This window comes from Rhizorhabdus sp. P4_G6 (genome assembly GCF_056401045.1).
Window position 1 is genome coordinate 49,883 of the sequence record NZ_JBFUKC010000001.1, and the last position, 12,804, is coordinate 62,686.

7 protein-coding genes are annotated in these 12,804 nt (G+C 65.0%); all 7 read right to left on the reverse strand.

What is annotated here, in order from left to right; genetic code table 11:
* Positions 1-32: 32 nt before the first annotated feature.
* Positions 33-1,664 (reverse strand): beta-galactosidase BglA, encoded by a 1,632-nt coding sequence (gene bglA, locus AC1DPF_RS00270; RefSeq protein ID WP_477959119.1) that lies wholly within the window; start codon positions 1,662-1,664, stop codon positions 33-35.
* Entirely contained in the window at positions 1,661-3,631 is a 1,971-nt protein-coding gene (glgX, locus tag AC1DPF_RS00275; protein WP_477959121.1) for a glycogen debranching protein GlgX, read from the reverse strand. The genes bglA and glgX overlap by 4 nt, the downstream gene beginning before the upstream one ends.
* Positions 3,632-5,263, reverse strand: coding sequence for an alpha-D-glucose phosphate-specific phosphoglucomutase (locus tag AC1DPF_RS00280; RefSeq protein WP_477959123.1), 1,632 nt, complete (start codon positions 5,261-5,263; stop codon positions 3,632-3,634). It lies immediately after the preceding gene.
* Positions 5,260-6,717: a glycogen synthase GlgA gene (glgA, locus tag AC1DPF_RS00285; protein ID WP_477866564.1), complete on the reverse strand. Its 1,458-nt coding sequence runs from the start codon at positions 6,715-6,717 to the stop codon at positions 5,260-5,262. Before glgA ends, AC1DPF_RS00280 begins: the two co-directional genes overlap by 4 nt.
* A 7-nt stretch (positions 6,718-6,724) precedes the next feature.
* The gene (gene glgC, locus AC1DPF_RS00290; protein WP_477866562.1) at positions 6,725-8,005 is read right to left on the reverse strand and encodes a glucose-1-phosphate adenylyltransferase; all 1,281 of its coding nucleotides are present in this window, start codon (positions 8,003-8,005) and stop codon (positions 6,725-6,727) included.
* On the reverse strand, positions 8,005-10,164 hold the full coding sequence (glgB, locus tag AC1DPF_RS00295) for a 1,4-alpha-glucan branching protein GlgB (protein ID WP_477959125.1): 2,160 nt from the start codon (positions 10,162-10,164) through the stop codon (positions 8,005-8,007). The genes glgC and glgB overlap by 1 nt, the downstream gene beginning before the upstream one ends.
* A gap of 148 nt (positions 10,165-10,312) precedes the next feature.
* Positions 10,313-12,778 carry a glycogen/starch/alpha-glucan phosphorylase gene (locus AC1DPF_RS00300; protein ID WP_477959127.1) on the reverse strand — a complete coding sequence of 822 codons (2,466 nt, stop codon included), beginning with the start codon at positions 12,776-12,778 and terminating at the stop codon, positions 10,313-10,315.
* Positions 12,779-12,804: the final 26 nt, after the last annotated feature.

Here is a 12,804-nt window from a genome sequence, read left to right on the forward strand (position 1 = left end):
TCAAGAGATTTGTTTCGGCCGCCGTGGCGAACTCAGGACGACCGCAGATACGCCCATGATAGGGCCGGCAGCCGCGCCTTCTTCGGGTTGACGGTGATGCCTGGCGCGGAGAGCGGTTCGGCGATGGCGGCAGAGAAAGCGGAGGGCAGCAGCCAGTCCTGCGGTTCGCGCGACATATTGTATAGACATAATGTGGTGTGGCCGTCGAAGCTTCTGGTGAAGGCCAGGATCTCGTCCGGCGCTTCGAGGAAAACAATGTCGCCGCGCTGGAGGGCGATGCTGCTCCGGCGATAGGCGAGCGCCTGGCGGTAGAAGCCGAGCACCGCCCTGCGGTCGCGCTCCTGCACGTCCACCGCGCGAGGGCGATGCGCGGCGGGGATTGGCAGCCACGGCTTGGCCGACGAAAAGCCTGCCTGCTCATCGGCGGAGGACCAGGGCATCGGCGTGCGGCAACCGTCGCGGCCCTTGAAGGATGGCCAGAAGCGGATGCCATAGGGATCGCGCAGATCCTCATAAGCGATCTCCGCCTCCGGCAGAGCCAGCTCCTCGCCCTGATAGAGACAGATCGTGCCGCGCAGGGCGATCAGGATCGCAAGCGACAGCCGGGCGATGCGGTCGAGATCGTCGCCCGGCTGTGCGAAACGGCTGACATGGCGGACCACATCATGGTTCGACAGCGCCCAGCACACCCATCCGTCCTTGGCCGCGGCTTCGAACTTCGCGATGGTCTGCCGGAAATGGTCGCCGGAGAATTCGGGGCCGAACAGGTCGAAGGTGTAGCAGAAATGCAGCGCGTCGCCGCCCGAGGTGTAGAGGCCGACGGTCGACGGCGATCGATCGCCATCGCCGACTTCGCCCACCGCCAGCGTGCCGGGATATTCGTCGAGCAGCGCCCGGATGCGCCGCAGGAAGGGCAGATTCTCGGGCTGGGTCTTGTCGTATCTGTGCTCCTGGAAACCATAGGGATTGCTGTCGGGGACATCATGGGCGCCGCTTCGCTTCACCGGCGGGTTGTCGCGCAGCTTCGCATCGTGGAAATAATGGTTGCAGGCATCGAGCCGAAAGCCGTCGACACCGCGATCGAGCCAGAAGCGCATCGCCTCGATCAGCTCGTCGCGGATCTCGGGCGAGTGGAAATTCACATCGGGCTGCGATGCCAGGAAGCTGTGCATATAATATTGCATCCGCGTTCCGTCCCACTCCCAGGCAGGGCCGCCGAAGATCGACAGCCAGTTGTTGGGCGCGGTGCCGTCGGGTTTGGGGTCGGCCCATACATACCAGTCGGMCTTGGGATTATCGCGGCTGGAGCGGCTTTCCTTGAACCAGGCGTGCTGGTCAGAGGTGTGGCTGAGCACCTGGTCGATGATGATCTTCAGGCCGAGTTCGTGCGCGCGCGCCAGCATGGCGTCGAAATCGGCAAGCGTGCCGAACATCGGATCGACATCGCGATAGTCCGAGACGTCATAGCCCATGTCGGCCATCGGCGACTTGAAGAAGGGCGACACCCAGATCGCGTCGACGCCGAGCGACGCGATATGATCGAGCCGCGCGGTAATACCGGCGAGATCGCCGACGCCATCGCCATCGCTGTCCTGGAAGGAGCGCGGATAGACCTGATAGATCACCGCGCCGCGCCACCAGTCCCGGTCGCCGCCATCGCTCATGCCTGTCCCTCTTCCTCGATCAGATAGGCGACAGACCGGGGCGGCACGATCAGAGATCGCCCGTCCTCGTCGAGCCTCCGCCAGTGATGGTCCGCCTTGACTGCGAGCAGGAGCGCACGCGCTTCGGCCGTGCGGTTGAAGGCAACGGCGATCCGCTTTTCCTGCTCCGGCAAGTGGATGAGCATGACGATGCTCGCGGTCTTGGGATCGTGCCAGTCCTCGCTTTCGAACAACTCGCCATCGAAGGTCAGCCAGTCGACATCGGCGGCGCCGAGCAGCACCGGATCGGACAAGGCGGGGTGTGCGGCCCGGATCTGCGCCAAGCGCGCGGCAAAGCGTTCCAGCTCCATGTCGCGATTGTGCCAGTCGACCCAGCTGACCGCATTATCCTGGGCATAGGCGTTGTTGTTGCCCCGCTGGCTGCGGCCGAACTCATCCCCGGCCGTGAGCATGATCGTACCGCGCGAGGCGAACAGCGTCGCCAGGAGCGCCTTGGCGTCGCTGCGGCGGGCGGCGAGCACTACCGGATCGTCGGTTGGCCCCTCCACGCCGTTGTTCCAGCTGAAATTGTCGTTGTGGCCATCGCGATTGGCTTCGCCATTGGCCTCGTTGTGCTTGGTGCCATAGGCGGTGACGTCGGCGAGGGTGAAGCCATCATGCGCGGCGATGAAGTTGACGGTGCGGCTGTGCGTGCTGCCATGGTGACCGAAGATGTCGGATGACCCGGCCAGTCGGGTGGCGAGATCGCCGACGCTGTGCGGATCTCCGCGCCAGAAGCGGCGGACATCGTCGCGGTAGCGATCATTCCATTCGAGGAATGGGGCACCGAAGTTGCCGAGCTGGTAGCCGCCGGGGCCGACATCCCAGGGCTCGGCAATGAGGATGCGGTCCGACAGGACGGCGTCGCGGCGCAGTTCGCGGAAGAAGGCGGCATCGGGCTCATAGCCGTCGCGGCCCCGCCCTAGGATCGGTGCGAGATCGAAGCGGAAGCCGTCGATCCCCGCATTGGCGACGAAGTGCCGCATCGCGTCGAAAACGAGCCGTCGGGTCGCGGGATGATCGCAGTTGAGCGTATTGCCGCAGCCGCTGTCGTTCGCCAGCGTCCCCGGCTCGTCGCGCACCGCGCTGAAATAGGCATGGTTGTCGATCCCGCGCAGCGACAGGGTCGGCCCCAACGCGTCGCTTTCGCCGCTATGGTTGAACACGACGTCGAGCAGCACGGCGATGCCCGCGGCGTGCAGCGCCTCCACCGTGTCGCGCAGTTCGGCGATGCCGCCTGGCGCAAGGCGGGGATCGAGGGCCATGAAGCCGACCGGATTATAGCCCCAGCTGTTGGTCAGGCCGAGCGGGCCGAGATGGCGTTCGTCGATCCAGGCGGTGATCGGCATAAGCTCGATCGCGCCGACGCCGATCGCCTTGAGATGACTGATGATTGCGGGGTGCGACAGCGCCGCGATCGTGCCGCGCTGCCGTTCCGCGATGTCCGGATGCAGCTTGGTGAAGCCGCGGACATTGACCTCGTAGATCAGCCCGCCGGCCGTGAAGCAGGGGGGGCGGTGCGCGACCGGCGGGGGCAGCGCGGTGACGATCGCCTTCGGCATCAACGGAGCCGTATCGATGGCTGCATCGCGAGGCGCAGCGAGGTGCGGGTCGTAGGCATAGGGCCGGTCGATAGCGATGGCGTAGGGATCGGCGAGCAGCTTCGACGGATCGAACCACAGGCCGTGCGCCGGATCATAGGGGCCATCGGCGCGAAAGCCGTAGCGGGCGCCCGCACCGAGACCGGGAACTGTCGCCTGGAAAATATCGGCAGGGCCGCGATCGAGCGGAAAGCGGTCGACTTCGGCGTTGCCGCTGTCGTCGAAGATCGAGACCCAGGCCGCGGCGGCGGTTTCGGACCAGAGCGCGAAGTGGACGCCGCTGGCCGTGATCGTGGCGCCAAAGCGGTCAGGGGGTTGAAGCGCCATCTAGGTGATCACATCGGGCGCGGTCCGTGCCGTGTGCCGGGTGATTCCCGCAATTGCCTCGACCGCGGCGACAAGATCGGCAATCGCGTCGCCGGTCTCGCGGTGCAGGTCGCCATCTGTCGGCTCGTATCGCTCGATATAGACGCGGATCGTCGCGCCAGAGGTACCCGTGCCCGACAGGCGGAACACGATCCGCGAACCGCCGTCGAACAGGATGCGAATTCCCTGATTGCGGCTTTCGGAGCCGTCGACCGGATCGAGATAAGCGAAGTCATCGGCGGCGGCGACGGTGAGCGCCCCGACGCGCTCGCCCGGCAGGCTTGCGAGGCGCGCCCGCAATCCCTCGATCATCGCGTCGGCCGCGGCGCTGTCGACGCCTTCATAATCATGACGCGCATAATAGTTGCGGCCGTAGCGAGCCCAGTGGTCCTCGGCGATCGCGCGGACGCTCTCGCCGCGAACGGCGAGGATGTTGAGCCACAGCAGCACCGCCCACAGCCCGTCCTTCTCGCGGACATGATCGGAACCTGTACCGGCGCTCTCCTCGCCGCAGATCGTTGCCTTGCCGGCATCGAGCAGGCTGCCGAAGAATTTCCAGCCTGTCGGCGTTTCGTACAGCGGGATGGCGAGCCGTTCGGCGACCCGGTCGGCCGCGCCGCTGGTCGGCATCGAGCGGGCAATACCGGAGAGGCCTCTGGCATAGCCCGGCGCCAGATGGGCGTTGGCGGCCAACATCGCCAGCGAATCCGAGGGCGTGACGAAGATGCCCTTGCCGATGATCAGGTTGCGGTCGCCGTCGCCGTCGGAGGCGGCGCCGAAATCGGGCGCGCCGGGGCGCATCATGTCGTCGTAGAGCGCCTTCGCGTGGACGAGGTTGGGATCGGGGTGATGCCCGCCGAAATCGGGTAGCGGCGTACCGTGGCGGACGGTTCCCGCCGGCGCACCAAGGCGGCGCTCCAATATCTCGGTGGCGTAGGGGCCGGTGACGGCGCTCATCGCATCGAAGGCGATGCGGAAGCCGGAGCCGATCAGCGCGCGGATCGCGGGGAAGTCGAACAGGCCTTCCATCAAATCGGCATAATCCGCGACCGGATCAATAATCCGCACGGTCGCGCCACCGACCCGGGTGTCGCCGTCGAGGTCGAGGTCGACGTCGGGCGCATCGAGCGTCAGGTAGCGGGCGATCGTCCTGCTCTTCGCATAGATCGCCTCGGTGATTTTCTCTGGCGCGGGGCCACCGTTCGAAATGTTGTATTTGATCCCGAAATCCTCGGTGGGGCCGCCGGGATTGTGACTTGCCGACAGCACGATGCCGCCAAACGCGCCATGGGAGCGGATCACATGGCTCGCCGCTGGTGTGGACAGGATGCCGCCGCGTCCGACAATGATCGTTCCGAAGCCATTCGCCGCTGCCATGCGGATCGCGGTCTGGATCACCTCGCGATTGTAGAAGCGGCCGTCGCCGCCGATCACCAGCGCCTGTCCCTCGAAGCCTTCGAGCGAGTCGAAGATCGACTGGATGAAGTTCTCCGCATAGCCGGGCTGCTGGAACACCGGCACCTTCTTGCGAAGCCCGGACGTCCCGGGTTTCTGGTCGGTGAAGGCGGTGGTGGCAACCTCGCGGATCGTCATGCAGCCTGGTTCCTGTCGAGCAATGATCGGTAGAGCGCGGCATAGCGGGCGCTGCTGCGATCCCAGCCATAATCTGCACGCATGCCCTGTTTGCGCATGCCCGCCCATATCCCAGGCATGCCGTACAGCGCGATTGCGCGGCCGATCGCCGCTTTCAGGGCTTCGCTGGAGTCCGGCGGGTGGAGAATGCCGGTCGCGCACCCGCTGGTCAGTGCCGCTTCATTGGCGTCTATGATGGTGTCGGCCAGCCCGCCGGTGCGCGCCGCGACCGGCACGGTGCCGTAGCGCAGGCCGTAAAGCTGGGTCAGGCCGCAGGGTTCGAAGCGCGACGGGATCAGGATCGCATCGGCGCCCGCCTGGATCAGGTGGGCCAGCGCCTCGTCATAGCCGGTGACCACGCCCACCAGCCCGCGATGGCGGTCTGCCGCGGCCAGCAGCGCACGCTCGAATGTACTGTCGCCCGACCCGAGCACCGCCAGCCGCCCGCCATGGGCAACCATATGATCGACGGCATCGACCATCATGTCGATGCCCTTCTGCCAGGTCAGCCGGCTGATGATCGCGAAGATCGGGCCGTTGCCGCGCTTCAGCCCGAAGCGCTTCTCCAGCGCGCGTCGATTGGCGGCGCGGGCGCCGAGCTTGCGGACCGAGAAGGGCGCTGCGAGATGCTGGTCGGTCTCGGGATTCCACTCGCTGCTGTCGATGCCGTTGACGATCCCGCTGACGGCGTCGCCGCGGCTGCGCAACAGCCCGTCGAGGCCCATGCCGAACTCGGGGGTGCGGATCTCTTCCGCATAGGTCGGGCTTACCGTGGTGATCGCATCGGCATATTGCAGGCCGGCCTTCAGATACCCGACGCCGCCATAATATTCGACGCCGTCCACCGCGAAGGCCGAGGCGGGTAGGCCGAGTTCGGGGAAGATGCGCGCCTCGAACCGCCCCTGAAAGGCGAGATTATGCACCGTGACCACCACCGGCGTCCGCGGTGCGCGGCCATGGCGCACATAGGCGGCGGACATCGCCGCCTGCCAGTCATGGGCGTGCACGACATCGGCCGCCCAGCCCTTGATCGCGCCGGCGCCGATGTCGGCCGCAGCGGCCGACAGCGCCGCAAAGCGTTGCCAGTTGTCCGGCCAGTCATGCCCGCTGCCGTCGCCATAGGGCCCGCCCTCGCGCGCGCCGAACAGCCGGGGGGAGTCGAGCAGCAGCAGATCGAGCCCTTTCAGCTTCGCCGCGAGAATGCGGGCCGGGCCGCCGAACAGCGCCTTGTAGGCATGGATGGGCTTTGCGGCGGGCAGCGCCTTCAACACCTGGGGATAGGCGGGCAGCAGCGAGCGAACCTCGACGCCATGCCGGGCGAGCGCGACCGGTAATGCCCCCGCCACATCGGCGAGGCCCCCGGTCTTGATCAGCGGATGGAGCTCGGAGGCAACCGATAACAGGCGCAGCGGCATGATCCCTCTATGCCACCAGTCGGTCGATCATGGCCTGGGTAATCAGGCACACGCCCTTTTCGCTGCGGCGGAAGCGTTGTGCATCCATGACAGGATCTTCGCCGACGACCAGGCCCTTGGGGATCTGAACGCCCTGGTCGATCACCACCTTGTCAAGCCGTGCGTCGCGGCCGATCTGGCATCCCGGCATGATCACCGCCTCGGTGATCGACGAGAAGCTGTTTACCCGTACGTTGGTGAACAGCAGGCTTCGGTGCAGCGAGGCGCCGGAGACGATGCAGCCGCCCGCAATGAGCGAAGACGTCGCGGCGCCGCGGCGGCCTTCGTCATTATGGACGAACTTGGCGGGCGGGCTCACCTCGGCATAGCTCCAGATCGGCCAGTCGCGCTCGTAGAGATCGAGTTGCGGCACCACATCGGTCAGGTCGACATTGGCCTCCCAATAGGCGTCGAGCGTACCGACATCGCGCCAATAGGCTTCGGGCTCGCTGTCGGCGCGGATGCAACTCTGCGAGAACAGGTGCGCCACCGCCATGCCGTGCTTGACGATATGGGGAATGATATCGCCGCCGAAGTCATGGCTCGATGTCGGATCGGCCGCGTCGCGGCGCAGCTCCTCGGCGAGAAACTTCGTGTTGAAAACATAGATGCCCATCGATGCGAGCGCCGTGTCGGGCTTGCCGGGCATCGCGGGGGGATCGGCGGGTTTCTCGACGAAGGCCTTGATCCGCGCCTTGCTGTCGATATGCATCACGCCGAAGCCGGTCGCTTCGAGGCGCGGCACTTCCAGGCAGCCGATAGTGACGTCCGCGCCGGCATCGACATGCTGACGGAGCATCAGTTCATAATCCATCTTGTAGATATGATCGCCGGCTAGGATGATCATATATTCCGGCCCGTAGGACTCGATGATATCGAGATTCTGGAAGACCGCGTCGGCCGTGCCTTCATACCACTGGGTCTCGGATACGCGCTGGCTCGCCGGCAATATGTCGAAGCTTTCATTGCGTTCCGGGCGCAGGAAGTTCCAGCCGCGCTGTAGGTGCCGGATCAGCGAATGGGCCTTGTATTGGGTTGCCACGCCGATGCGGCGGATGCCCGAGTTCAGAGCGTTGGACAGGGCGAAGTCGATGATCCGCGTCTTGCACCCGAAATAGACCGCAGGCTTGGCCCTCCGGTCGGTCAGCTCATAGAGCCTGCTGCCGCGGCCGCCGGCCAGAACATAGGCCATGGCATCGCGCGCCAAAGGCTGGTTGCGCCGGTCCTTCATGATATCGCCCTCCACCATCACACCGCCTCGATCATCAAGGTCGAGAGCGGCGGCAATGTTATGCTGGCATATCCGTCGTCGCTCGCGGTGATACGACCGCCATTGCCCATGTTGCCCCCACCATAGATCGCGGCATCGCTGTTGATGATCTCGCGCCACTCTCCGCCGCGCGAGAGGCGGAGTCCATAGCCATGGCGTGGTACCGGCGTCATGTTCGAGATCACGGCGATGGGGGCCTCTCCGGGGGCATGGCGTTCCCAGGCGAACACCGAATTTGCGGCATCGTCGACCACTGCCCAGTGGAAACCTTCGGGCTCGCAGTCGCGGGCGTGGAGGGCGGGGCGGTCGCGATAGACCCGGTTGAGATCGCGGACGAGGCGGCTCACGCCCGCATGCGCCGGCGCATCCAGCAGGTGCCAGTCGAGCGCGCGTTCCTCGCTCCATTCCGCGCGTTGCGCGAACTCCTGGCCCATGAACAACAGCTTCTTTCCCGGATAACCCCACATCAGCGCGTAATAGGCACGCAGGTTCGCGAACTTCTGCCAGTCGTCGCCCGCCATCTTGTTGAGCAGCGAACCCTTGCCATGAACAACCTCGTCATGGCTGAGCGGCAGCACGAAATTCTCGTCGAAGGCGTAGAGCAGGCCGAAGGTGATGTCGTCATGGTGATGCTGGCGGTACACCGGCTCGCGCGCCATGTAGCGCAGCGTGTCGTGCATGAAGCCCATGTTCCACTTGAAGCCGAAGCCCAGGCCGCCTTCGTGGACCGGGTGCGAGACCTTGGGCCAGCTGGTCGATTCCTCGGCGATCGTCATGACGCCCGGATGATGGCCGTAGAGCTCCTTGTTCATGCGGCGAAGGAACTCGACCGCTTCGAGATTTTCGCGCCCACCCTCGCTGTTCGGCAGCCACTCGCCCGCCTTGCGCGAATAATCGAGGTACAGCATCGACGCGACGGCATCGACGCGCAGCCCGTCGAGATGATATTTCTCGGCCCAGAACAATGCGTTGTTGACGAGATACGCCAACACTTCGCGCCGCCCGAAATTATAGATCGCGGTGTTCCAGTCGGGGTGGAAGCCCTTGCGCGGATCGGCATGTTCGTAGAGCGCGCTGCCGTCGAACTGGGCCAGCCCATGCGCATCGGTCGGGAAATGCGCCGGCACCCAATCGAGGATCACGCCTATGCCGGCATGATGCGCTCCTTCGACGAAGCGGGCGAATCCCTCGGGCGAACCGAACCGCGCCGTGGGCGCATAGAGGCCGGTGGTCTGGTAGCCCCAGCTCGGATCATAGGGGAATTCGGTGATCGGCAGGAACTCGATATGGGTGAAGCCCATCTCGACGACATAGGGGATCAGCCGGTCCGCCATCTCGTCCCAGGACAGGAACTCGCCCTTGCCGTCGCGCTGCCAGGAGCCAGCGTGGACCTCGTAGATCGACATGGGCTGGCGGCGGATATCGGCCTTGGCCCAGAAATCGCGATGCGCGTCGTCCTGCCAGCGATGCGCCAGCCCGGCAGTGGTGATCGATGCGGTCGCCGGGCGCAGTTCGGAACGGAAGGCGAAGGGATCGGCCTTGAGGGGCAATGCTTTCCCGTCCGGGCCGATAATCTCGAACTTGTAGGGCTCGTCCTCGCCGATATCGGGGACGAAGATTTCCCAGATGCCGGTATCGCGCCGCAGCCGCATCAGGTGACGGCGGCCATCCCACGCATTGAACAGGCCGACCACCGAAACGCGCCTCGCATTGGGCGCCCAGACCGCGAAGTGGATGCCATCGGCGCCCTCATGGCGGACCTTGTGCGCGCCCATCTTGTCGAACAGCCGCAGGTGCGAGCCCTCGGCGATGTAATAATCGTCCATCGGGCCGAGCACTGGGCCGAAGCTATAGGGATCGGCCACGACCCATTCGCCCGCGGCGCTGGCGGCGCGATAGCGCAGCGGCTGCGGCTTGCGGATCGAGAGCCTGCCTTCGAACAGTCCCGCCTTGTCGATCATTGCGAGCCTGCCCGCAGCCTTGCCGGCGAGTGTCAGCGCCTCCGCCGTCTCGGCGCCGGGAATGAAGGCACGGGCAATGAGGCCCTTGTCCTGTGCATGGACCCCGAGCACGGCGAAGGGGTCTCCATGCTGGCCCTTGGTGAGAGCCGATATTTCGGCGCTGGGAAGCTGGGTCATAGCCGCAAAGCTACTTCCGTCATCCCAGCGAAGGCTGGGATCCATGTCTCTCGCCACGCGAGCACTTCTCGACGGAAGGCAGTCATGGACCTCACCCTACGCTGGGGTGACGAAAACAGGAATGAGGTCAATCGGTCGGCCGAAGTTTTCAGAGAACACCCCAAATTTCAGAGGCATATTGACGGATCGTGCGATCAGACGAGAACCAGCCCATCCCCGCTACATTGCGGATCGCCTTGGCATTCCAGTCCCGGCGATCGGTCCAGAGCCGGTCCACGCCGCGTTGCGCGGCGTGGTAGCTGTCAAAGTCTGCGGCGACCATGAACCAGTCATGCTCGTACAGCCCGGCGATCAGCGCCTTGTAGCGGTCGCGGTCGTCGGGCGAGAACACCCCACCAGAGATGGCCTGCAACGCCTGGTTGAGCTCGCGTGACTGCTCGATGATCTGACGAGGATCGTGGCCGTCCGCGCGGGCCTGGCCCACCTCGGCCGCGGTCAGGCCGAAGATGATGATATTCTCGGCACCGACATGGTCGCGCATCTCGACATTGGCGCCGTCGAGCGTACCGATGGTGAGTGCGCCGTTGAGCCCGAATTTCATGTTGCCCGTGCCCGATGCCTCCATTCCCGCCGTCGAGATCTGCTCCGACAGGTCGCAGGCCGGCATCATGATCTCGGCCATCGAGACATTGTAGTTCGGCACGAAGGCGATCTTCAGCAGTCCCTGCACCGCAGGATCGTGATTGACGACCCGCGCCACGTCGTTGGCCAGCTTTATGATCAGCTTGGCATTGTGATAGCTCGGCGCCGCCTTGCCGCCGAACAGCTTGACGCGCGGCACCCAGTCGCGCTCGGGATGCGAACGGATCTGATCGTACAGCGCCACCGCCTCGATGATGTTTAGCAGCTGGCGCTTATATTCGTGGATACGCTTGATCTGGGTATCGAACAGCGCGGTCGGATCGACCTTCAGGCCCATGCGATCACGCAGCAGGTTCGACAACACCGCCTTCTTGGCAAGTTTCACCGCCGCGAATTTTTCCTGGAACGCGCTGTCCTCGGCGAATTTCGAAAGCGCGTGCAGCGCCTCGGTGTCGTCGAGGAACCTGTCGCCGATCGCCTCGCGGATCAGCGCAGTCAGCTCCGGGTTGCACTGCATCAGCCAGCGGCGCGGCGTGATGCCGTTGGTCTTGTTGTTGATGCGATCGGGATAGAGCCGGTGGAAATCGGCGAACACCGTCTCCTTCATCAACTCGGTATGCAGCGCCGACACGCCGTTGACGCTATGCGAGCCGGCAAAGGCGAGATTGCCCATGCGCACCCGCCGGTCGCCGCCCTCGTCGATCAGCGAGATCGCGCTGATCCCGGCATCGTCGAAGCCGTGCTCGCGCCGCGCCGCGATCAGCAGCTTGGCGTTGATCGCGTAGACCAGCTGCATGTGCCGCGGCAGCAGCTGCTCGAACAGCGGCACAGGCCAGCTTTCCAGCGCTTCGGGCAGCAAAGTATGGTTGGTGTAGCCGAAGGTCGCGCGGGTGATGTCCCAGGCTTCGTCGAAGTCCATAGCGTGGAGATCGATCAGAATCCGCATCAGCTCGGCGACCGATACCGCCGGATGGGTATCATTGAGCTGGATCGCCGCCTTTTCGGGCAGGGTGCGGATGTCGCCGAAATACTGGACATGGCGACGGACGATGTCCTGCAGCGAGGCCGAGGAGAAGAAATATTCCTGGCGCAGGCGCAGTTCCTGGCCGGCAGCGTTGGAATCGGCTGGATAAAGCACGCGGGTCAGCGCTTCCGCCTTGTTGCTCTCCTTGAGCGCGCCGATATGGTCGCCCGCGTTGAACGCATCGAGCAGGATCGGATCGATCGGCTGCGCGGTCCATAGCCGCAGCGTGTTGACCCGGGTGCCGCGCCAGCCGACCACCGGCGTGTCATAGGCGGTGGCGATGAAGCGATCGTGCGGTTTCCAAAGGCGGGCATGATCGCCGCTGCCGTCCGCCGCGGCGAGATCGACTACGCCGCCGAAGCCGATCTCATAGCTCGCCTCGCGGCGTTCGAACTCCCAGTTGTTGCCGTGGGCGAGCCAGGTCTCGGGGAGTTCGACCTGCCAGCCTTCGGATATCTCCTGGCGGAACATCCCGTTCACATAGCGTATGCCATAGCCATAAGCGGGGATGTCGACCGAGGCCATCGACTCCATGAAGCAGGCGGCGAGGCGGCCGAGGCCGCCATTGCCCAGCGCGGCGTCGGGCTCGAGCTCGCGGATGATGTCGATGTCGACGCCGAGCAGCGCCAGTGCCTCGCGCATCTCGTCCATCAGGCCGAGGTTGGACACGGCGTCGCGCATCAGCCGCCCGATCAGGAACTCGAGGCTGAGATAATAGACCCGCTTGCCGCCTGCTTCATAGGTGTCCTGGGTGCTTTCGATCCAGCGATCGATGATGCGATCCCGGATCACCAGGATGGTGGCCGCCAGCCAGTCGTGGCTCTTGGCCGCAGCGGCACTCTTGCCGATCCGGTAGGTCAGCCGTTCGATGATTTCTTCGGCCAAGGTCGACGGATCCGACGTCCGCTGGGCGGGTTTCGGCAGGGCTGCGGTGCTGGTGCTGCTCATCGTCGCGATTCCCCCGGGCCTTGAAC